Below are 21,208 nucleotides of genomic sequence, written 5' to 3' on the forward strand. Positions count from 1 at the left end.
GTCGGTCGGTGCCCGGCCGCAGCCGCCGCCAACCCCGGCGCGGTCAGGCGGTGTCGGAGCTCTGGCGGCGGCCGGGGCCCGCGTCGCGGACCAGCCGGCGCGCGGCGTCGACCTCCCGGGCCACCGGCGCGAGAACGCCCTCGGCGTGGACCTCCGCGTCGTCGGGGGCGCGGTGCGCGGCGACGTCGTCCGCCAGCTCCCCGACCGCCCGGCGCAGCGCGGTCACCTGCCCGGGGTCGGGGACCGGGTCGCCGGTGCGGATCGCGATCAGTGCCCCGGTGACCGCGTCGGAGGTCCGTTCCAGCTGGACGATGACCGGCCACCAGGCCGCGGCGCGGGTGCTGATGGGCGGCGGCTCGGCCAGCCGGCGCTGCAGCTGCGTGTGCAGCTCGGTCAGCGCCCGGTAGCTGCGCCGGCGGGTGCGGCGGGTCTCCGCCGGACTGCAGGTGAACGCGGCCCCGACGTAGGCGTCGAGGGCGGTGACGGCGTCGCGCAGGGCCTCGTCCAGCGGCGCCCGCCAGGTCTGCGGCCACAGCGCGTAGCCGACGACGAGCACGATCGCGCAGCCGACGAGGGTGTCGACCATCCGCGCGCCGACCAGGCCCGGACCGCCGGCCAGCGCGAGGTCCAGCAGCAGGATGATCACCGGCGTCTGGAAGACGGAGAAGAGGCCGAAGTTGGCGCCGCGGGCCCAGGGCAGCAGGCCGGCCGCCACGGCCATCGCGACCAGCACCCAGGCGTCCCGGGGCAGCACGGCGAGCAGCAGCGAGCCGATGAGGACGCCGAGCAGGGTGCCCACGCCGCGGTGCACGGCCCGCGTGAACACCGACCCGAAGTCCGGCTTGAGCACGATCGCGACGGTGAGCAGCACCCAGTAGGGCCGCTCGAGCGGCAGCCGCTGGCGGGCGACCTCGGCGACGGTCATGCACAGCGCCAGCCGGACGGCGAAGGAGCGGGTGTCGGGGCTGGCGACGGTGCGGTCGGCGAGGTCGCGCAGCCGGGTGCGCCGGTCGAGCCGGGGCAGCGGGACGGCGGCGCCCGCCCGTTCCTCGGGGTCGCCGACGACGTTCCACGCCAGCCGCAGGCCGTGCCGCACCGCGCGCCGGGTGGGCGGCCCGTCGTCCAGGGGCGGCGGGCGCCCGGCGGGCAGCTCGCGGTCGCCGGTGACGGCGGCGGCCAGCGCGTGGACGGCGGTGACGTCGGCGGGGTCGGCCGGCACCCCGGCGCGCACGGTGGCGACCGTCGCCTCGACCAGCGGCGCCGCGCCGTTGAGGACCCCGGCCAGCTCCGACAGTTCCCGGGACCGGCCGGCCGTGGAGCTGCGGCTGCGGATGACCCGGTCGTAGGCGGCGTTGAGCGCGGTGGTCAGCCGGCGGCGGGACTCGTCGGTGTCGGCGCTGCCCGCCGCGGCCAGCAGCTCCCCGGTGCGGGTGAACACCTCCGCGACGGCGGCGCGGTCGGGGTCGCCGCGCTCGGCCGCGGCCTGCACGAGGGTGGTCAGCGTCGCCCAGGCCGCCCCCGCGAAGAAGAAGCCGACCTCGGCGGCCGCCGGCAGCGGCGTGACCAGCCCGGAGGCCAGCGCGGTGTAGATCAGCAGCTGCAGCGCACCGAGGGACAGGGCCGCGTTGACGGCGCTGATCAGCGCGGCCGCCGCCGAGACGACCGCGATGAGCACGACGGGCAGCCAGCCTCCGCCGCTCGCGTACTGCCCGATCACCAGCCCGGCGGCGCCGAACGCGGTCGCCGCCGCGGTCCGCCGCAGCCGGTCGCGCAGCGGGCCGCCCGTCGGCGCGAGGCTGGCGGCCAGCGCCCCGGTGGTCCCGAACACCCCGGCGCCGAGCACGGCACCGGGCTCGATGCCCCCGGCCACGAGCACGGCGACCGCCAGCGGCATGGGCACGGTCACGGCGAAGCGGACGACGTCCGGCCAGGGCACCGCCGGCGGCGTCGTGCGGGCCAGCTCCTCCAGCCACGCCGGCGCCCGCACCGCCCGCTCCGCCACGCCGGGACCTTCCCCGCACCCGTCGCGGGCCAACCGTGGCCGGGTTCCGGCCGCGCCGGTGACCGGGTTCCGGCCGCGCCGGTGACCGCGGGTGCCGCGCCGTGGTGGCCACCGCCGCGCTGCACCGCGGCACCGGCGGCCGTACCGCAGCAGCCGGTCGGCGCGGCCGCGTCCGCTAGCGTCGCGTTCCGTGACCGTCACCCTGGGGGAGGTCGTCGCCGCGCTCGAGGCCCGCTACGACCCCGCGCTCGCGGAGGACTGGGACGCCGTGGGGCTGGTGTGCGGCGACCGCGACGAGCCGGTCGGGCGGGTGCTGTTCGCCGTCGACCCCGTGGCCGCCGTCGTCGACGAGGCGGTCGCCGCCGGGCCGACGCTCCTGGTCACCCACCACCCGCTGTTCCTCTCCGGGGTCCACGGTGTGCCGGCCGACGACCCGAAGGGGCGGCTGGTGCACCGCCTGGTCCGCGCCGGCGCCGGGCTGTTCGTCGCGCACACCAACGCCGACCGGGCTGCCGGCTGCGGGGTCAACGACGCCCTGGCCGGCGTGCTCGGGCTGGTCGACGCCGTCCCGCTCCAGCCGGCGGGGGAGGACCCGGCCGCCGGGCTGGGCCGGATCGGCCGCCTGCCCTCGCCGGTGACGCTGCGCGAGTTCGCCGCCGCCGCAGCCGCCGCGCTCCCGGCGACCGCCGGCGGCGTGCGCGTGGCCGGCGACCCCGAGCGTCGGATCACCACCGTCGCGGTCTGCGGTGGCAGCGGGGGCTCGCTGCTGCCCGCGGCCGCCGCCGCCGGTGCCGACGTCCTGCTCACCAGCGACCTGCGGCACCACCCCGTGTCCGAGGCGGGCGAGGGGGCCGGCCCGGCGCTGGTCGACGTCGCGCACTGGGCGACCGAGTGGCCGTGGCTGCCGGTCGCCGCGCGGGTGCTGGCCGAGGACCTCGGCGGCCGCGTCGAGGTGGCGGTGGCGGCGCCGCGCACCGATCCGTGGACGGCGCACGTGCCCCAGCACGCGGGCCGGGCCGTCGCCGCCCCGACGGTAGGTTGAGGCGGTGAAGGCCGACCACTTCGACCAGCAGAAGCTGCTGGCGCTCGCCGCCGAGGACGTCGCGCTCACCCAGCTCGCGCACCGGCGCCGCACCCTGCCCGAGGCGGCTGCCGTCGAGGCCGCCGCCGGGACCGAGCGGGACACCGCGGGCGCCGTCGTCCGCGCCGAGACCGAGGTGCGCGACCTGCAGCGCGAGGTCGCCCGGCTCGACGCCGACGTGCAGACCGTGCGGGCGCGCGCGGACAAGGACCAGAAGCTGCTGGACGGCGGCAGCGTCTCGGCGAAGCAGATGACCGACCTTCAGCACGAGATGCAGTCGCTCAAGCGCCGGCAGGGCGACCTGGAGGACCAGGAGCTCGAGCTCATGGAGCAGGTCGAGACGGCGGAGGCGGCGCTGGCGCAGGCGCAGGAGGCGCACGCCGCCGCCCGCGAGGCCCTGGCCCGGGCCGAGCAGGCGCGCGACGACGCCCTGGCCGACGTCACCGACTCCACCGCGAACCACGAGGGCGCCCGCGCGTCGGCGGCCGCTGCGGTGCCCGCCCCGCTGCTGGCGCTGTACGACCGGATCCGCACCCAGACCGGCACGACCGGCGCGGCCCTGCTGCAGGCCCGCGCCTGCCAGGGCTGCCGGATCGAGCTCAACGGCCGCGACCTGGCCGCGGTGCGCAACGCCGACCCGCACGAGGTGGTCCGCTGCGAGAACTGCGGGCGGATCCTGGTGCGCACCGCCGAGTCCGGGTTGTGAGAACGACGGGCGAGGGAGCATCGCGGGGAGCGCCGGCGACCGAGGAGCGGATCGGGTCCGGAGTCGAACCGTGGGCGCTGTGACGGCCCGGTACGTCGTGGAGGCCGACGGTGGGTCACGGGGCAACCCGGGGCCGGCCGGCTACGGCGCGCTGGTCCGCGACGCCGTCACCGGCAAGCTCCTGGCCGAGCGGGCGGCGAGCGTCGGCCGGGCCACCAACAACGTCGCCGAGTACGGCGGTCTCGTGGCCGGTCTGCAGGCGGTGCTGGACCTCACCGGCGGCGCGGCCTCGACCGCCGAGGTCGAGGTCCGCATGGACTCCAAGCTGGTCGTCGAGCAGATGTCGGGGCGCTGGCAGGTCAAGCACCCGGACATGAAGAAGCTCGCGATCCAGGCCCAGCAGATCGCCCGGCAGCTCGGCCGGGTCCGCTACACCTGGATCCCGCGGGCGCAGAACTCCGCCGCCGACGCGCTGGCCAACAGCGCCATGGACGGCAGGCCGGTCCACCGGGACGCCGGCGCCGAGCCCAGCACCACCGAGGACGACGTCCAGCCCGCCCCGGCGGAGCGCGCGCCGGTGGTCACCACCGTGACCCACCTGCTGCGGCACGGGCAGACCGAGCACACCCCGGAACGCCGGTTCAGCGGCCGCAACGACCTGCCGCTGTCGGCGGTCGGCCGGGCGGAGGCGGAGGCCGCCGCGGAGCGCGCCGCCCGGCTGGGGGTCGACGTCGTCGTCGCCTCGCCGCTGCGGCGCACCCGGGAGACCGCCGAGATCGTCGCGGCTCGGCTGGGGCTCCCGGTCCTGTACGACGACGACCTGGTGGAGATGGACTTCGGCGACCTCGAGGGGCTGACCGCCGACGAGGCCCGCGCGAAGCACCCGCTGGCCACCCGGCGGGTGTTCACCGAGGTGGACGTGGCCGCGCCGGGCGGGGAGTCGATCGCCGACGTCGCCCGGCGCGTCGCCCGCGCCCGGGCCCGGGTGCTGCGCGAGCACCGCGGCCAGGTGGTCCTGCTGGTCAGCCACGTCACGCCGATCAAGCTGCTGCTGGCCGCCGCGCTCGACGTCGACGACGCCGTCGTGCACCGGCTGTTCCTGTCCGCGGCGTCGCTGTCGACCGTCGCCTGGTCCACCGACGGGCGGCACTCGGTCCGGCTGGTCAACGACGTCTCGCACCTGCCGTAGTCCTCGACCGATGAGTCGAGGATGCGCCCGCCGTCCTCCTCCCGACCGCTCCACCGAGGAGCGGCCGACGGCGGAGGTGGGCGATGGGCGAGGTGGTCCTGTTCGCGGCGGTGTCCCTGGACGGGTACGTGGCCCGGGACGACGACATGCCCGGTCCGCTGTTCGACTGGTACGGCAACGGCGACGTCGAGCTGACCTTCAGCGACCCCGACCGGCCGTTCCGGGTGACCGCGGAGTCGGCCGACCACATGCGGGAGTTCGCCGGGCGGGTGGGCGCCATGGTCTGCGGCCGGCGCCTGTTCGACGTCACCGACGGCTGGAACGGCGTGCCGCCCAACGGCGAGCACGTCGTCGTCGTGACCCACCGGCCCGTCGGCGACTGGCCGCACGCCGGCACCGCGCCGTTCAGCTTCGTGCCCGACGTCCGCAGCGGCATCGAGCGGGCCCGGGAGCTGGCCGGCGACCGCGACGTCACGGTGTCGGCCGGCGACGTCGGCGGGCAGGCGCTGCGCGCGGGGCTGGTCGACCGGGTGGCGCTCGCGCTGGTGCCGGTCGTGCTGGGCTCGGGCAAGCCGTTCTTCGGCACCGGCGGCGCGCCGGAGGTGCTGCTGGAGGACCCGGTGACCGTCGTGCGGGGAAGCGGGTGCTGCACCTGGTCTACGACGTCCGGCGCTGACGCCGGGAAGGACGGCGCCGCGGGGGGTGTTGCACGGGAGGACCCCGCCGGGGAGGCCGACCCGCCGCGCGGGGATCATGTGGCCGACCGCCCGACCCCAGGAGCCCGAGTGACCTCGACGATCGCGCCCGCCACCCCCGCCGTGCCGGGGGACGAGCGGACCCTGTCGCCCGCCGAGTACGAGAGCTGGGCCGCCGAGGTCCGCCGCCTCGCCGACGAGCGCGACGCGGTGATCCTGGCGCACAACTACCAGGTGCCCGAGATCCAGGACGTCGCCCACCACACCGGTGACTCGCTGTACCTCTCCCGGGTCGCCGCGCAGACCGACGCCCGCGAGATCGTCTTCTGCGGCGTCCACTTCATGGCCGAGACGGCGAAGATCCTCTCGCCGGAGAAGACCGTGCTGCTGCCCGACCTCGAGGCCGGCTGCTCGCTGGCCGACAGCATCACCGCCGAGCAGCTGCGCGAGTGGAAGGCCGAGCACCCCGGCGCCGTCGTGGTCAGCTACGTCAACACCACCGCCGCGGTGAAGGCCGAGACCGACATCTGCTGCACGTCGTCGAACGCCGCCGACGTCGTCCGCTCGATCCCGGCCGACCGGGAGATCCTGTTCTGCCCCGACCAGTTCCTCGGCGCGCACGTCCGGCGCGTGACCGGGCGGGAGAACATCCGGGTGTGGGCGGGGGAGTGCCACGTGCACGCCGGCATCAGCCCCTCCGACGTCCGGGCGCAGGTGGCCGCCCACCCGGACGCCGAGATCCTCGTGCACCCCGAGTGCGGCTGCACCACCTCGGTGCTGGACCTGGTCAGCCACGGCGACCTGCCGGCCGAGCGCACCCGGGTGCTGTCCACCGGTGGCATGGCCGACGCCGCCAAGAACACCACCGCGGGCCAGGTGCTGGTGGCCACCGAGGTCGGGATCCTGCACCAGCTGCGCGCGCTCAACAGCGGGACCGAGTTCATCCCGATGAACGACCGCGCCGCCTGCCGCTACATGAAGATGATCACCCCGGCCAAGCTGCTGCACACGCTGCGCACCGGCACGGGCGTCGTCGACGTCGACCCCGGCACCGCCGCCCGGGCCCGCCGCGCCGTCGAGGCCATGATCGCGATCGGGGAGCCCGGCCGCGGCGGCGAGTGACCCCTAGAACTGCAGCGCGGCCCACAGCGCCGTCGTCGCCGCGATCAGGGTGAGCGGCACGGTGGCCAGGCCGGCGGCGGTGAAGCCCAGCGCGCCGGGCGCCGCCGGGCCGAGGGCCCGCCGCCACAGCAGGTTGGCCAGCGACCCGGCGTAGCTCAGGTTCGGCCCGATGTTGACGCCGATGAGCACGGCCAGCGCCGTGGCCGGGCCGCCGGCCGCGGCCACCGGGAGCAGCGCGAGGGTCGCCGGCAGGTTGTTGACGGCGTTGGCCAGCAGCGCGGCGACACCGGCGACGGCGAGCAGCGCGAGCAGCCCGTCCCCGTCCGGCAGGACGGCGGCGAGCAGCGACTCGAGACCCGCCCGGCGGACGGCGAGCACGACGACGGCCAACCCGGCCACGAAGACCGCGAACGGCAGGTCCGCCGCGCGCACGAGGTCCGCCGGCCTGCTGCCGCCGTTCGCCAGCCGCCGGAGCGCCAGGACGCCGGCCCCGACGGCGGCGGGCACCGCGGGTGACACCCCCGCCGGGGAGGCGATCCCGAAGCCGACGACGGTGAGCGCGACCACGGCGAGCGCGAAGCGCGGCACCGGGGGCGCCACGGCGCCGGCGGTGCCGGGGACGACGCCCAGGTCGGCGCGGAACAGCCACCGCAGCACCGCGTACTCGACGGCGACCGCGGCCAGCCACGGACCCACCATCAGCCCCGCGAAGTGCAGGAACGACAGGCCGGTGGCCGCGAAGGCGAGCAGGTTGGTGAGGTTGGAGACCGGCAGCAGCAGCGACGCGCTGTTGGCCAGGTGCCCGGTCAGCAGGGCGTGCGGCCGGGCGGGCACCCGCATCCGCGCTGCGGTCGCGACCACCACGGGCACGAGCAGCACCACCGTGGCGTCCAGGCTGAGCACCGCGGTCACGGCCGCGGCGAGCAGCCCGACCCGGCCGAGCAGCCGGGCCGGCGAGCTCCCGGCGCGGGCCGCGGTGCGGGCGGCGGCCCAGGTGAACAGCCCCTCGGCGTCGGCCAGTGCAGCGAGCAGCAGGACCAGCACGAGGAAGCCGATCGTCGGGGCGACGTCCCCGACCGCGTCCGCGGCGCCGGACCAGCCGACCAGCCCGCTCGCGCACAGCAGGACGGCCCCGCCGGCGGCGACGGCGGCGGCCGGCACCCGGGGACGGGCGGCCACGGCGGCCGCGATGGTCGCCGCCAGCACGGCGGTCGAGGCGGCGAGGGCGGTCGGGTCCACGCCGGGCACGGGGCGTCCGGCTCAGATGCGCGCGAACAGGTACACCGACACCGCGACGCCGAAGGCCACGATGAAGACCCGCAGCGGGGTGACGGGGATCCGGCGGGCCACGCGGGCGCCGAGGAACCCGCCGAGCAGCGCGGAGGGGGCGGCCACGGCGACGGCGGGCCAGTCGACCGGCCCCCAGATCCCGAAGATCACGACGGTGACGGTGGCGGTGACCGTGGACAGCGCCGACTTCAGGGCGTTGGACAGCTTGAGGTCGTGCAGGCCGACCCCGAGCACGCCGACGAGGATCACGCCCAGCGCGCCGCCGAAGTAGCCGCCGTAGACGGTGGCGAGGAACAGCGCGAGGTACAGCCACCGCGGGTCGCGCCGCGGTCCGCCCTCCGCGGCGCGCTTGAGCCGCCGGGTGATGAGGGGCTGCAGTGCGAGCAGCAGGCTGGCCAGGAGCACCAGCACCGGGACGACGACGTCGAAGGCCTCGCTGGGGGTGGTCAGCAGCAGCACGCAGCCGGCGGTCCCGCCCAGCAGCGCGACCAGGCCGAAGCGGACGAGCCGGTTGCGCTGGCCCACGTAGTCCCTGCGGAAGCCGAGCACCCCGCCGATGTAGCCCGGCCACTGCGCCACGGAGTTCGTGACGTTGGCCGCGACCGTGCCCAGTCCCAGGGCGACGAGCACCGGGAAGAGGATCAGCGAGCCCCCGCCGGCGATGGAGTTGATGCCGCCGGCTGCGAGGGCGACGGCGGCGATGACCAGCAGGTCGGCGGCGGACACGAGGGGTCAGCCTACGGTCGTGGCATGCGACTCCCCGGTAGGGCAAAGGTGCTGTTGGCCGCACTCGGCGGATCCGGTGTGCTGCATCTGGTGCGGCCCCGCACCTACGAGTGGCTGGTCCCGCCCGAGCTCGGCGACGCCCGCCGGTGGGTGCTGCTCAGCGGTGTGGCCGAGATCGGGACGGCGGTGCTGATGGCCGTGCCGGCGACCCGCCGGGCCGGTGGCTGGGCGGCGGCCGGGCTGCTGGCCGCGTTCGTGCCGGCGCACCTGCACACCTTCCGGGTCGTCCCGCGGAAGGCGCTGCCGATGACCGTGGCCGCGCTGCGGCTGCCGCTGCAGGCGCCGATGATCGGCGTCGCGCTGCGGGTGGCGCGCGGCCGCTGACCCGGCAGGATGGCGTGCCATGACCGCACCCGCCGCCGAGCCGCTGCCCGACGACTGGCAGCGCGCCCTGGTGATCGTCGCCCATCCCGACGACATCGAGTACGGCTGCGCCGCCGCCGTCGCCGTCTGGACCGCCGCCGGCAAGGACGTCCGCTACGTGCTGGCGACCAGCGGCGAGGCCGGCATCGCCGGCTGCCCGCCGGAGGCGGCCGGGCCGGTGCGCGAGGAGGAGCAGCGCCGGGCGGCCGCGGCGGTCGGTGTCTCCGTGGTCGAGTTCCTCGGCCACCCCGACGGCCGGCTGGTCGAGGGTCCGGAGCTGCGCCGCTCGCTGGCCGCCGCCGTCCGCCGGCACCGCCCCGAGCTGGTCGTGACGATGCACTGGGGCGAGACGTGGACGCCACCGGGAGTGGCGCCGGCCTTCTGGAACAGCGCCGACCACCGGGCCCTGGGCCGCTGCGCGGTCGACGCCGTCGGTGACGCGGCCAACGAGTGGATCTTCCCCGAGCTGGCCGATCCCGAGCCGTGGCGCGGCGTCCGCTGGATCGCGGTCAGCACACCGGTCGGGGTGACCCACACCGTCGACGTCACCGACGGGGTCGAGCCGGCCGTCGCCTCCCTCACCGAGCACCGCCGCTACCTGGCCGCGCTCGCCGACGACCCGGTCGAGGAGCAGGCACGTCGGCAGGTCGACATAGCGACCCCGGCCGGCGCGGACGGGCGGCGGTCCGCGGGGTTCGCCCTCTACGCCGGCTGAGGGGCACTAGACTCACCGGCACGACGGACGAGTCGGCCGGGCGGTCGCGTCGGCGGGGGAGACCCCGTCGCCGAGGAACGTCCGGGCTCCACAGGGCAGGGTGGTCGTTAACGGCGACCCGGGGTGACCCGCGGGACAGTGCCACAGAGAACAGACCGCCGGCGGCTCGCCGCCGGTAAGGGTGAAACGGTGGTGTAAGAGACCACCGCACACCGGGTGACCGGTGTGGCTCGGTAAACCCCACCCGGAGCAAGGTCGAGAGGGACGGCGTCCGGGCGACCGGACGTGGTCCTGCGCAGGCGTTCGAGGGCTGCCCGCCCGAGCCTGCGGGTGGACCGCTCGAGCCTGCCGGCAACGGCAGGCCTAGATGGATGACCGCCCATCGGGAGGCCGCGAGGCACCCGAGGACAGAACCCGGCGTACAGGCCGACTCGTCCGTCGCCCGCCGCCGACCGAGCTCCTCCGGTCAGCGGCGGGCATCGGTCCGCGGCGGGTCCGCCACGGCAGCGGCGCCTCCGCTACACGACCGCTCCGTCCCCGGTCCTCGTCGCCGAGGTCCGGCGCGCCCGCGGGGTGACCGGCTCGGACGGGGGCCAGCGGCGGTCGAGCACCGCGGTGAGCGGGACGGCGACGGTGACGGTGGACACCGTGCCGGCGATGATGCCCAGGATGAGCGCGAGCGCGAAGTCGGCCAGCGAGTCGCCGCCGAGGACGAGGAGCGCGGTGAGCACGAGCAGCGTGGAGGCGCCGGTGTTCACCGTCCGGGGCAGCGTCTGCAGCACGGCGTCCCCGGCGACGTCGACGAACGGCCGCCCGCGCCGGGCGGCCCGGGTCTCCCTGATCCGGTCGAAGACGACGACGGAGTCGTTGACCGAGTAGCCGATGACGGTGAGGACGGCGGCGAGGAAGACCCCGTCGGCGGTCCGGCCGGTCCAGGCGAAGGTCCCGACGACGACGGCGACGTTGCCGGCGAGCGCGGCCACCGCCCCGGCGCTGTAGGTCCACCGGAACCGGATCGCCAGGTAGGTCAGCTGCGCCAGCAGCGCCACCCCGAGCGCGATGAGGGCGTTGCGGCGCAACTCGTCCCCCAGGGTGGGGCCGATGAGCTCGTCGCTGACCACCTCCGCACCTCCGGCCGCGGCGGACAGCGCGTCCCGGATGGCCGCCTGCTCGGAGTCCGCGATGGGGCCGGTGCGGACCCGGATGTCCCCGCTGTCCGCCTCCTGCACGACGGCGGTGGGGAATCCGGCCGAGCCGACCGCGTCCCGCGCGGCCTCCACGTCCAGCGTGGTGGCGGTGGCGTACTGCACGCTGCGCCCACCGGTGAACTCCACGCCCAGCTGGAGGCCGCGCGCCGCGATCCCGGCGCCGGCCAGCACGACGACGAGGAGGGAGACGGCGAGCCAGCGGTGCGGCCGGCCGTAGGGACGCCACCCGCGACCGGTGAGCCAGCCGCGGACCCGTCCCAGGGTGTGCAGCCCGGTCAGCTGCGGCCGCCGGTTGACCGCGCGCCGTCCGGCGGCCAGCTCGGCCAGCGACCGGGTGATCACGAGGGCGGAGAACATCGAGGCGAGCACCCCGATGCTGAGCGTGACCCCGAAGCCGCGCACCGGGCCGGACGCGAGGAAGAACAGCAGGCCGGCCGAGAGCAGGGTGGTGACGTTCGAGTCGGCGATCGCCGACAGCGCCCGGCGGAAGCCCGCGGTCACCGCGCTGCGCAGCGATCTGCCGCGCTCGGTGAACTCCTCCCGGGAGCGCTCGTAGACGAGCACGTTGGCGTCCACGGCCATGCCGACGGCGAGGACGAAGCCGGCCAGGCCGGGGAGGGTGATGGTGGCACCCAGGGTCAGCAGCGCCGCGTAGGAGATGAGCGCGTAGCAGGCCAGCGCGATCACCGCGAGCAGCCCCATCAGGCGGTACACGGCCACGATGAAGACCGCGGTGGCGGCGAGGCCGATCAGCACCGCCTGGACGCTGGCGTCGATCGCCGCGGCGCCGAGGGTGGGCCCGACGGTCCGCTGCTCGATCACCTCGACGGGCACGGGCAGGGCGCCGCCCTCGATGAGCGCCGCGAGGTTCTGCGCCTCCTCCTGGGTGAAGGTGCCGGTGATCTGGGTCGTGCCGCCGGTGATCCCGACGCCGCAGGCGATCTGGGCGCCGACCGACGGCGAGGAGACGATCTGGCCGTCGAGGACGATCGCGACCCGGCGCGTCGGGTCGCCCGGTGCCGCGCAGGCGGCCCGGCCGGTGAGCTCCTCCCACGCCCGCTGGCCGGGACCGGTGAAGTCGACGCCGACGAACCAGCCGCCGACCCCTTGCAGGTCGATGCCCGCGTCGGCCTGGTCGACGGCCTCGCCGGTCAGCTCCGGCGGCCCGAGCCGGGTCGGGGTGCCCGACTCGTCGGGCAGCACCGTCTCGCCCTCGGCCGCCTCCGCGTCGGGAGGGGCGATCCCGAGCACCGGGTGGAAGGTGAGCTGGGCGGTGCGCCCGATGACCTCCACCGCATCGGCCGGGTCGGTCAGCCCGGGGAGCTCCACGACGATGCGCCGTTCGCCGGCCCGGGCCAGCGTCGGCTCGGCGACCCCCAGGGCGTCGACGCGGCGGCGGAGGACCTCCAGCGCCCGGTCGGTGGCCTCGGCATCGGCGGTCACGGTCGGGGAGTCCTGCGCCTCGAGCACGATCTGCGTGCCACCGCGCAGGTCCAGGCCGAGGGTGGGCGCGGTGGTGAGCACGGCCGCGGTCGCTGCGACCAGCACGGCGAGCGACAGCAGCGCCCGCAGCAGCAGCGGACGGCTGCGTGCGGACGGCGCGCTCTCGGCGCGCCGGGGTGGCGGGGGCATGGAACGTCTCCACGGGTAGGGCGGGCGCGCAGGAGCCGGCGGGCCGGCTGCGCGGGCGGGGTGCGGCGGCGACGTCGGTACCGCAGGAGCACGGGCGTCGCGGCGGGGTCGGGACGGACCGGATCGGGAGGTCCGGTGGCGGGAGCCGGGGTCCGCCCGTGGCCGGGCGGGCTCAGCTCCCGGGCGGGCTCGGCTCCCCAGGCGGGCTCGGCTCCCCGGGCGGAGCCCGGGCGTCGACCCCGGCGCGAGGAGCACCCGGCGCCGCCGCGGACACGCGCTGCACGGGCCCCGACCGCGCGGCGCCGGGAGACGGCAGGTCCGCGGCCGGTGCGGCGACAGCGTGCTCGCCGGACGCTCCGGAGAGGCGGTGGTCGAGGATGCCGGCGCCCTCGGCCGGCCGGACGGCCCCACCCGCCACGCCCGCCGGACGGTGGCCGGGGAGGCTTCCCGCCCGCACGGTGGCCGGCCGTCCGGCCAGCGGTGTCCCGGGCTGGTTGGGGCGCGCCGGGGCCGCCCTCGACGCTGCGGCGCGATCGCCGTGGACTCCGGCAGCGGTGACGGTTGCGCCGGACGAGCCGCCGTCCCAGGTGGCGGCGACGCCGCCGAGGAGCAGCAGGCCGCCGATCACCAGGGTCAGCAGGAGGCGGCGCCGAGAGGTACGCGCGGGCATCCGCTCCACCTCCTCGGGCGCACGCCGTCGTGGCCGTCGCTGACCGCACGCTACGGGACGGGTGCGCGGCCGGCGGGGAGCCGGCGGGGACGGCGCCCGCGCGCCCGGATCCGCGGTGCCCGGCCACTCCCCGGGCACCGCGGTGCGGCTGGCAGCATCGCCGGCGTGACGGTCGCCCGCTCGATGCTGCTGTTCGTCCTCGCGGCGCTGGCCGAGATCGGCGGGGCCTGGCTCGTCTGGCAGGGCGTGCGCGAGCACCGCGGGTGGATCTGGATCGGTGCCGGCGTCCTCGCCCTGGGGGTCTACGGGTTCGTGGCCACCCTGCAGCCCGACGCGAACTTCGGCCGCATCCTGGCCGCCTACGGCGGGGTCTTCGTCGCCGGGAGCCTCGCCTGGGGCATGGTCGTCGACGGCTTCCGCCCCGACCGGTTCGACGTGCTCGGCGCGCTGGTCTGCCTGCTGGGGGTCGCCGTGATCATGTACGCGCCGCGCTCGGCATAGGCGCTTCACCCGCCGGGCGCCCGCTGCCCGGGTCGCGCTCCCCGCGGCGGAGGAGCACGATGGCCCCGACGTCGTCGACCAGCGTGCGACGCCGCGCCACGCCGGCCCGGGTGGAGGGGGAACTCCTCGGGCAGGCACCGGGCCAGGTTCCGAGCTCCGCTCCCTGGTCCGGCCCTGCCCGCCGGCCCCTCGGGAACCGGACCGCCGTTCCCGCCCGGCCCGTCAGGGGCCGGCCGGGGACACCTCGCGGACCAGGCTGCGCAGCTGGCCGGCCAGCTCCGGGGTCACCCGGACGCCGTGCACCTGCTCGGCGTGCGGGCCCACCTGGGCGAGGACGTCGTCGACGGTGTCGGCGCGCACCACGGCCTCGCAGTCGAAGCCGGCGTCGCGGCAGCGCAGTTCCTGCACGGTGACCTCCCGGGGCTCGGCGTCCGCCGGGAGCAGCCTGGGCGCCGGACGCCCGGCCGGCCAGGGTCCGACGACCCTCAGAGGCGGGCGGCGTCGACCCGGACCTCGACGGTGACCGCGTCGCCGTCGTCCTTCCCGCGGCGGACCCGGGCCGGGACCGGCAGCAGCCAGCCGGCCCGGCGGTCGCGCCACACGCTGGTCGCCCAGGTGCGGCCGTCGACGGTCGCGGTGACCGGCACCCGGCCGAACGCGCCCGCACGGTCGGGCGCGTGCTCGTCGGGGACCGGCGCGAAGACCCAGCTGCCGGCGCCGGGCCAGCGGACGGGGGTGGCGGTGAACGGCACGTCGCGCAGCCTGCCCTCCCGGTACGACATCGGAGGGGGGAAGGTCGTCCGGGGCCGGCTCCGCGTGCCCTGCACGTGGTGCACGGCCCGGGCACGAACGCGCGCCACGCCGGCTGCGGCCGGGGAGAGGAGCACCGCGTGGGAGGCACGGACCGGGTCCCGGCGGGCACAGGACCGTGCCCGAGCTCCCGGGCTCCCTCGTGAGAGCGGCCGTCCACGACCGGTACGGGTCGCCGGACGTCCTGCGCATCGACGACGTGCCCGTGCCGGCCCCGGCTCCGGGACAGGTGCTGGTCGAGGTGGCCGCGACATCGGTCAACCTCTCCGACTGGGAGTGCCTGCGCGGTTCGCCGCTCTACGCGCGCATCGGGGGCCTGCGCTCCCCGGCCCGTCCGACGCTCGGCTCGGACATCGCGGGCCGGGTGGCGGACGTGGGCGAGGGCGTGGCCCGCTTCCGGCCCGGCGACGAGGTGTACGGCGACAACCTGGTGCTGAAGGGCGGCTTCGCCGAGTACGCGGTGGCGGACGAGTCCGCGCTCGCCCGCAAGCCGGCCGGGCTGAGCTTCGTGGAGGCGCCCTGGACGACCTCGCCGAGGCCCTGCGCCACGTCGGCGAGGGGCGGGAACTGGGCAAGGTCGTCGTCGAGGTGCGGTGAGCGGAGAGCTGCCGGCCCTCCCGATGCCGGCCGTTCACCTGCGCTGCCTACGCTCCGGCCGGTGCCGGGACCCCGGACACCGCCCGCCCGTCCGTCCGTCCGGGGAGCCGATGACCGAGCACGCCGCGCCCGCGCCGGCCATCCCCTTCCGCACCGCGGCGCGCGCGTGGTTCCTCATCTCGCTGCAGACCTTCGGCGGCCCGGCCGGGCAGATCGCGGTCATGCAGCGCACGCTGGTCGACGAGAAGCGGTGGATCGGCCAGCGCCGGTTCCTGCACGCGATGAACTACTGCATGCTGCTGCCCGGCCCGGAGGCCCAGCAACTGGCCACCTACGTCGGCTGGCTGCTGCACGGCACCCGGGGCGGCCTGGTCGCCGGCGGGCTGTTCGTGCTCCCGGGGGTCGTCGCGCTCCTGGTCCTGTCGGCGGTCTACGTGGCCTTCGGCGACACGACCGCGGTGCTCGCCGTGTTCGCCGGGCTGGCCCCGGCCGTGCTCGCGATCGTCGTCCAGGCGGTGATCCGGGTGGCGCTCAAGGTGCTGGACAGCCCGGCGCTCGTGGCGATCGCGGTGGCGGCCTTCCTGGCGCTCGCGCTGTTCGGGGTGCCGTTCCCGGTGGTCGTCGCGCTCGCCGGCGTCACCGGGTGGCTGCGGGGCCGGCTGCGGCCGGGTGGGCCGCCGGGGCCGGCCGCCGAGGATCCCGCGGCCGGGCCGGCGCCGGTGGTCCCCGACGACGTGCTGCACACCGAGGCGCCGTCGGGCCGGCGCACGCTGCGCGTCCTGGCCGTCGGGCTGCTGGTCTGGGGTGCGCCCGTCGCGGCGGTCGCGTTGCTGTTCGGCCGGGAGGGCGTCTTCACCGAGCAGGGGCTGTTCTTCTCCGGTGCCGCGGTGGTGACCTTCGGCGGCGCCTACGCGGTGCTCGCCTTCGTGGCCCAGCAGGCGGTGTCGACCTACGGCTGGCTGGCGCCCGGCGAGATGGTCCGCGGGCTGGCGCTGGCCGAGACCACGCCCGGACCGCTTATCATGGTGGTGCAGTTCGTGGCGTTCCTCGGTGCCTACCGCGACCCGGGGTCGCTCGACCCGTGGGTCGCCGCCGTGCTGGCGTCGTTCCTGGTCACCTGGGTGACGTTCGCACCGAGCTTCCTGTTCGTGCTGCTGGGCGCGCCCTACATGGAGCGGCTGCGCGGCAACCGGTCGCTGTCGGCGGCGCTCACGGGCATCACCGCCGCGGTCGTGGGGGTCATCGCGAACCTCGGCGTCTACTTCGCCGTGCACACGCTGTTCGCCGACAGCTCGCGCGTCACGTGGGGGCCGCTGGGGCTCGAGGTGCCCGACCTGGGCTCGGTGCGGTGGCTCGCGGTGGGCATCGCCGCGCTCGCCGCGGTGCTGCTGTTCCGGCTGCGCTGGTCGGTGCTGCGCACCCTCGGCGTCTGCGCGCTCGTCGGCCTGGCGGCCGGCCTCGCCGGCGCGCCGGTGACCTGAGCGCTCCTCACCCCACGACCAGCACCCCGGTGAACCCGGCCGCGTGCCGGCTGGCGAACGGGTAGCTGCCCGGCTCATCCGGCGCGCGGAACGAGGTGAGGCTGCCCGCGGGGATGCGGGCGTCGAAGGACCCGTCCTCGGCGGTGAGCGTGACGTCGGCGTCGGCGGGGTTGTGCACCGTCACGGCGGCGCCGGGCGCGACCGGCCCGGTCACGGTGACGCCGGTCGGGTCGACCAGCACGGGCACCGTGAGGTCGCCGTGGTCGTGCCCGGGCGGCGGGGTGGACGCGCCGTCGTCGGCCGGTGCCGGGGCGGCAGCGGTGCCTTCCGCCGGCACGCCCGCGACGCCGGGCGAGGCCGCCGAGGCCGCCGAGGGCGGGGGGGACGCGGCCAGCGCCACCGCGAGGGCGAGGGTCGCGAGCATGACGCCCACCTCGGCGGCGGCGAACCGGCGGAAGGCCCCGGGCCGTCCCGCGGCCAGCCGCGGCAGCGTGCGGCGCCGGTGCCACCGGCCCAGGGCGAGCAGTGCACCGAGCGCGAGCGTCTTGCCGACCAGCAGCAGGCCGTAGCCGGTCCCGAGGCCGGGGAGCAGGCCGGGGCCCTCGGCGAGGACCAGCCAGGCCGCCAGCAGCCCCGAGCCGCCGACCGCGGCCGCGGCGACGAGGGCCACGGCGCTGAACCGCGCCGCCACCCGAGGGAGCACGCCGGCGCTGCGGCCGTGCAGCAGCAGCGCCAGCAGGCCACCCACCCACACCGAGGCGGCCACGACGTGCACGGCCAGGTTCGCCACCGCCAGGACGTGGTGGTCCTCGGTCGCCGCGTGCCCGGTGAGCACCGCGGGGAGGACGACGCCGGCGGTGGCGACGCCGAGCAGCAGCACCGCCGACCCGGAACCGGCGGACCGCCGCGCGCCGACTGCGACCGCCACCGCCGCGGCGAGCGCGCCGACGGCGGCGTCGCCGGCCGGGAGGTGCAGCAGGAACGTCCGGAGCGACCCCGCGGTGAGCTCGGTCGGCGGGACGCCGAGCAGCCGGCTGACCGTCAGCAGGGCCTGGACCACCACGGCGGACGCCCAGGCCGCCGCCCATCCCGACGCCGCGCGCAGCGCCCGGCGCGACGCCCCGGGCAGCACGGGCCCGGGCAGCAGCACGGCGGCGAACAGCAGGCTGCCCACGGTGCCCACCGCGGCGATCCGCGCCGCGAGGGTGGCCACCGGCAGGCCCCAGCCGACCAGCGGGCCACCGTCGGGCGGGCCACCGGCCGAGCTCTCCGGGGCGCCGCCGCCGGCGAGCAGCGCCAGCACGAGGACGGCGCCCAGGCCCAGCGCCGCGGTCACGCCCAGGACCGCGCCGGGCCGGCGGGCGGGTGCGTTCCCGGGTGCCGCCGCGGGCCGGGGGAGGAGGGTGGTCACGAGCGCCCGCGCAGCTGCCGGACCGCGACTCCCAGGGCGACGAGGAGGACGGCGCCGGCGCCGATGCCCAGCCACGGGCCGGAGGTGGACGACGACCCGGCCGGCGCGGCCGCCGACGCCTCCTGCACCGGTGCGGGGGCCTCGCCGGTCGTGACCGTGAACGTCGTCGTCCCCGAGACCGGGTGCCCGTCGGCGGAGGTCACCCGCCACCGGACCGCGTAGGTGCCGCCGGGCAGCCGGTCGGCCAGGGGCTGGGTGAGCGTCCGGTCGACGACCCGCGGCTCGCCGCGACCCACCGGGGTGCCGTCCGGGCCGGTCACCACCACCTGGGCGCCGAGCTCCTGCACCACGCCGCTGAACTCGAGCGCGACCTCGGCCGGGGCCGTCGTCACCGACGCGCCGTCGGCCGGTGCCGCGGCCGTCAGCTCGTCGTGCGCGGCGGCGGCCGGCGCGCCGGCGAGCGCCAGGGCGAGCAGGGTCGCGACGGCGCCCAGGAGGAGGCCCGCCCGCCGGCGCAGCCGGCGTGCGAGGTCGTTGCGCTGGTGGTCCATGCCCGGCATTCGTGCGCTCCCGTCCCAGGGGTTCGTCCCGGTCGTCCGCCGCCGAGGACCCACCATGCTCGCGGCCGGCCGCACCGCCCGCTCGTCGCTTAATGAGTCGTACACGATTGGGTTGCGCGGGTGTGGCGATGAACCGATCCGGGGACCACCGCCGAACGACGGTCGTGGACGGCATCCGACCCCGTCCGTGACGGGCCCCTTCCCCGGGCCCCACCTCGGGTCCGCACTCCCGTGCGGGCCCCTCCCGCCGGTGCTCCGACCAGGACCACCGGGACGCCTCGCCACCTCGGCGCCGGTGTCGCACCCGAGTTCGAAGGAGAACCCCTGTGCGCAAGTCCCTCGCACTGCCCACCGTCGTCCTGGCCGCGGCGGCCTTCCCGCTGCTGACCATGACCGGCGCCGCCGCCCACGACGGCCCGCACAGCTACCAGGCCGACCTCGGTTCGGTGAACGACTCCGGCGTGACCGGCACCGGCATGGTGACCATCGACGGCACCACCGCCACGGTGATGATCGAGGCATCCGGCCTGCTGGCCGGCGCGCCGCACGCACAGCACTTCCACATCGGGGCGCAGGGCGCCTGCCCGGACGGCTCGGAGGACGCCGACGGTGACGGCTTCGTCAGCGTGACCGAGGCGGCCTCGCTCTACGGCGCGATCGGTACGTCGCTGACCACCTCGGGCGACACCAGCCCCGACAGCGGCCTGGCGATCGACCGGTTCCCGGCCGACGCCGACCTCGCCTACGAGCGCACCTTCGAGGTCACCCCCGACGTCGCGGCGGCCTTCCACGACGGGACCGCGGTGCTGGTGCTGCACGGTGTCGACAAGGACGGCAGCGGCACCTACGACGGCGACGTCGTGAGCGACCTCGACCCGTCGCTGCCCATGGAGGCCACCGCCCCGGCCGCCTGCGGCGCCTTCACCGAGGCGCAGATGGGCACCGCCCCCAGCGGTGGTGCCGAGACCGGCGGCGGCAGCACCGCCGGCATCGAGCAGCAGGCCGCGTTCGGCGTGGGCGCCGTCGCCCTCGTGGGTGCGGCCGCCGCCGGCGCCGTGGCCTACCGCCGCCGCCAGGCCGACCAGGCCTGACCCCGGACGCCGTGCCGCGCGGAGCCTCCTCCCGCGCGGCACGGCTCCGGCCGGCCCGCCCGAACTCCCGGAGGACCCCGTGACCCAGCCCCGCAGCCGCGCTCCCCGCCGCTGGCTCCTCGCTGCCCTGGCCCTGGCGGTCGTGGCGGCCGTCGCGCTCGGGCTGGCGCTGACCGGGCAGCAGTCCCCGCCGCAGCCGGCCGGCGCCGCGGGCACCCCCACCTCCGCGCCGGCCCCTCCGGCCCCTCCGGCACCCGGGGTGCCGTCGTCCCCCGCCGGCGTCCCCGCGGCCGCGACCCCCGCGCCGGTCTCGGTGGCGGTCCCCACGATCGACGTGACCAGCGAGCTGCTGCGCCTGGGCCTGAACGGCGACGGCACCGTCGAGGTGTCGCCGCTGGGCCCGGACGACCAGGCGGGGTGGTACGAGCCCGGTCCGGCGCCCGGTGCGGTCGGTCCCGCGGTGATCCTCGGCCACGTCGACTCCGCCGAGCACGGGCCCGGCGTCTTCTACGACCTGGGGGCGCTGAGCCCCGGCGACCCGATCGAGGTCACCCGCGCCGACGGCACCGTCGCCGTCTTCGTCGTCGACCGGGTGGAGCGCCACCCGAAGGACGACTTCCCGACCATCGCGGTCTACGGCAACACCCCCGACCCGCAACTGCGGCTGATCACCTGCGGCGGCGCCTTCGACAGCGCGGCCGGCAGCTACGAGGACAACGTCATCGCCTTCGCGACCCTGCAGGAGACCCGCCCGGTGTGAGCGCGTGCCCGTGGCCCGCGACCGGGGTCCGGTCGCGGGGTGGGATGGGGCTGGGAGGGTTCAGACGCGCAGGGGTGGGTGGATGAGGATCGGGGTGCCGTCGGGGCGGTAGGTGCGCCAGCGCCGGCCGGGTGGTGCGGTGTCGTCGCGTTCGACGCGGTAGCCGTGGTGGACCTTGGTGTGGTGCCGTTCGCACAGCAGCGCCGAGTTCTCCAGGGAGGTCTCCCCGCCGTGGGCCCACTCCAGGAGGTGGTGCACGTCGCAGAACCAGGCGGGGGCCTCGCAGCCGGCGAACACGCAGTGCCGGTCTCGGAGCTCGACGGCCTTGCGGATGTGTGCCGGGACGATGCGCTGGGTGCGGCCGACGTCCAGGGGTAGCCCGTCGGGGTCCAGCACGATCCGGGTGACGGTGGCGTCGCAGGCGATCCAGCGGGCGGCCGCGGCGGAGATCGTGGCGCCGGTTCCGGTGCGTGCCGCGCCTGGTGTGGTCGCCGGGTCGACCAGGTCGCTGAGCGGCAGGGTGGCGATGACGTGCGGT

General features: G+C 77.0%; 19 protein-coding genes, 1 other RNA gene and 1 pseudogene. 12 read left to right on the plus strand and 9 right to left on the minus strand.

Annotation, left to right across the window (positions count from 1 at the left end):
• Window positions 1–43: 43 nt before the first annotated feature.
• Window positions 44–2,002, minus strand: a complete 1,959-nt coding sequence (locus ACK586_RS10470; protein WP_409330419.1) for an FUSC family protein — start codon at window positions 2,000–2,002, stop codon at window positions 44–46.
• Window positions 2,003–2,192: 190 nt separating this feature from the next.
• Here ACK586_RS10470 and ACK586_RS10475 point away from each other — a divergent pair, with 190 nt between their 5' ends.
• The 4 genes from ACK586_RS10475 to nadA all read left to right on the plus strand — a co-directional run bounded on the left by ACK586_RS10475 (window position 2,193) and on the right by nadA (window position 6,795).
• Window positions 2,193–3,044, plus strand: coding sequence for a Nif3-like dinuclear metal center hexameric protein (locus ACK586_RS10475; RefSeq protein ID WP_409330420.1), 852 nt, complete (start codon window positions 2,193–2,195; stop codon window positions 3,042–3,044).
• 4 nt (window positions 3,045–3,048) lie between these two features.
• Window positions 3,049–3,789: a zinc ribbon domain-containing protein gene (locus ACK586_RS10480; protein WP_409330421.1), complete on the plus strand. Its 741-nt coding sequence runs from the start codon at window positions 3,049–3,051 to the stop codon at window positions 3,787–3,789.
• Between the two features lie 70 nt (window positions 3,790–3,859).
• Entirely contained in the window at window positions 3,860–4,978 is a 1,119-nt protein-coding gene (locus tag ACK586_RS10485) for a bifunctional RNase H/acid phosphatase (RefSeq protein ID WP_409330422.1), read from the plus strand.
• 83 nt (window positions 4,979–5,061) lie between these two features.
• The gene (gene nadA / locus ACK586_RS10490) at window positions 5,062–6,795 is read left to right on the plus strand and encodes a quinolinate synthase NadA (RefSeq protein ID WP_409330423.1); all 1,734 of its coding nucleotides are present in this window, start codon (window positions 5,062–5,064) and stop codon (window positions 6,793–6,795) included.
• A 3-nt stretch (window positions 6,796–6,798) separates the two neighbouring features.
• Here nadA and ACK586_RS10495 read toward each other — a convergent pair whose 3' ends face one another.
• Window positions 6,799–8,034 carry an SLC13 family permease gene (locus ACK586_RS10495; protein ID WP_409330424.1) on the minus strand — a complete coding sequence of 412 codons (1,236 nt, stop codon included), beginning with the start codon at window positions 8,032–8,034 and terminating at the stop codon, window positions 6,799–6,801.
• Between the two features lie 21 nt (window positions 8,035–8,055).
• On the minus strand, window positions 8,056–8,811 hold the full coding sequence (locus ACK586_RS10500) for a sulfite exporter TauE/SafE family protein (protein WP_409330425.1): 756 nt from the start codon (window positions 8,809–8,811) through the stop codon (window positions 8,056–8,058).
• A 24-nt stretch (window positions 8,812–8,835) separates the two neighbouring features.
• On the opposite strand from ACK586_RS10500, the gene ACK586_RS10505 reads away from it, so the two are divergent.
• From ACK586_RS10505 to rnpB, 3 genes are all read left to right on the plus strand, one after another.
• The gene (locus tag ACK586_RS10505) at window positions 8,836–9,195 is read left to right on the plus strand and encodes a DoxX family protein (protein WP_409330426.1); all 360 of its coding nucleotides are present in this window, start codon (window positions 8,836–8,838) and stop codon (window positions 9,193–9,195) included.
• Window positions 9,196–9,214: 19 nt separating this feature from the next.
• On the plus strand, window positions 9,215–9,949 hold the full coding sequence (locus tag ACK586_RS10510; RefSeq protein WP_409330427.1) for a PIG-L deacetylase family protein: 735 nt from the start codon (window positions 9,215–9,217) through the stop codon (window positions 9,947–9,949).
• Between the two features lie 28 nt (window positions 9,950–9,977).
• An RNA gene (gene rnpB, locus ACK586_RS10515) (RNase P RNA component class A) lies at window positions 9,978–10,387 on the plus strand.
• A gap of 80 nt (window positions 10,388–10,467) precedes the next feature.
• Here rnpB and secD read toward each other — a convergent pair.
• A complete protein-coding gene (secD, locus tag ACK586_RS10520; RefSeq protein WP_409330428.1) occupies window positions 10,468–12,789 on the minus strand; it encodes a protein translocase subunit SecD in 2,322 nt (773 codons plus the stop codon).
• 835 nt (window positions 12,790–13,624) lie between these two features.
• Between secD and ACK586_RS10525 the strand changes: the two genes are divergently transcribed.
• Window positions 13,625–13,960: a YnfA family protein gene (locus tag ACK586_RS10525; RefSeq protein WP_409330429.1), complete on the plus strand. Its 336-nt coding sequence runs from the start codon at window positions 13,625–13,627 to the stop codon at window positions 13,958–13,960.
• Window positions 13,961–14,182: 222 nt separating this feature from the next.
• On the opposite strand, the gene ACK586_RS10530 is transcribed toward ACK586_RS10525, so the two are convergent.
• Together ACK586_RS10530 and ACK586_RS10535 are read right to left on the minus strand one after the other, a co-directional pair.
• A complete protein-coding gene (locus ACK586_RS10530; protein ID WP_409330430.1) occupies window positions 14,183–14,368 on the minus strand; it encodes a DUF1059 domain-containing protein in 186 nt (61 codons plus the stop codon).
• A 77-nt stretch (window positions 14,369–14,445) separates the two neighbouring features.
• On the minus strand, window positions 14,446–14,742 hold the full coding sequence (locus tag ACK586_RS10535) for a DUF1905 domain-containing protein (protein ID WP_409330431.1): 297 nt from the start codon (window positions 14,740–14,742) through the stop codon (window positions 14,446–14,448).
• A 257-nt stretch (window positions 14,743–14,999) separates the two neighbouring features.
• On the opposite strand from ACK586_RS10535, the pseudogene ACK586_RS10540 reads away from it, so the two are divergent.
• Window positions 15,000–15,251: pseudogene (locus tag ACK586_RS10540) on the plus strand (alcohol dehydrogenase catalytic domain-containing protein); the annotation flags it as partial.
• 226 nt (window positions 15,252–15,477) lie between these two features.
• Window positions 15,478–16,848 (plus strand): chromate efflux transporter, encoded by a 1,371-nt coding sequence (gene chrA, locus ACK586_RS10545; RefSeq protein ID WP_409330432.1) that lies wholly within the window; start codon window positions 15,478–15,480, stop codon window positions 16,846–16,848.
• A gap of 7 nt (window positions 16,849–16,855) precedes the next feature.
• Here chrA and ACK586_RS10550 read toward each other — a convergent pair whose 3' ends face one another.
• Entirely contained in the window at window positions 16,856–18,259 is a 1,404-nt protein-coding gene (locus ACK586_RS10550; protein ID WP_409330433.1) for a CopD family protein, read from the minus strand.
• A complete protein-coding gene (locus ACK586_RS10555; RefSeq protein ID WP_409330434.1) occupies window positions 18,256–18,810 on the minus strand; it encodes a copper resistance CopC family protein in 555 nt (184 codons plus the stop codon). Before ACK586_RS10555 ends, ACK586_RS10550 begins: the two co-directional genes overlap by 4 nt.
• A gap of 335 nt (window positions 18,811–19,145) precedes the next feature.
• Here ACK586_RS10555 and ACK586_RS10560 point away from each other — a divergent pair, with 335 nt between their 5' ends.
• Window positions 19,146–19,910, plus strand: a complete 765-nt coding sequence (locus tag ACK586_RS10560) for an EF-hand domain-containing protein (RefSeq protein ID WP_409330435.1) — start codon at window positions 19,146–19,148, stop codon at window positions 19,908–19,910.
• Between the two features lie 79 nt (window positions 19,911–19,989).
• On the plus strand, window positions 19,990–20,670 hold the full coding sequence (locus ACK586_RS10565; RefSeq protein WP_409330436.1) for a class F sortase: 681 nt from the start codon (window positions 19,990–19,992) through the stop codon (window positions 20,668–20,670).
• 60 nt (window positions 20,671–20,730) lie between these two features.
• On the opposite strand, the gene ACK586_RS10570 is transcribed toward ACK586_RS10565, so the two are convergent.
• On the minus strand, window positions 20,731–21,208 hold a 478-nt coding region (locus tag ACK586_RS10570), incomplete at its 5' end, for an HNH endonuclease (RefSeq protein WP_409330437.1).

Origin of the sequence: Trujillonella humicola (assembly GCF_046233715.1) — a bacterium.
Taxonomy (GTDB): domain Bacteria; phylum Actinomycetota; class Actinomycetes; order Mycobacteriales; family Geodermatophilaceae; genus Trujillonella; species Trujillonella humicola.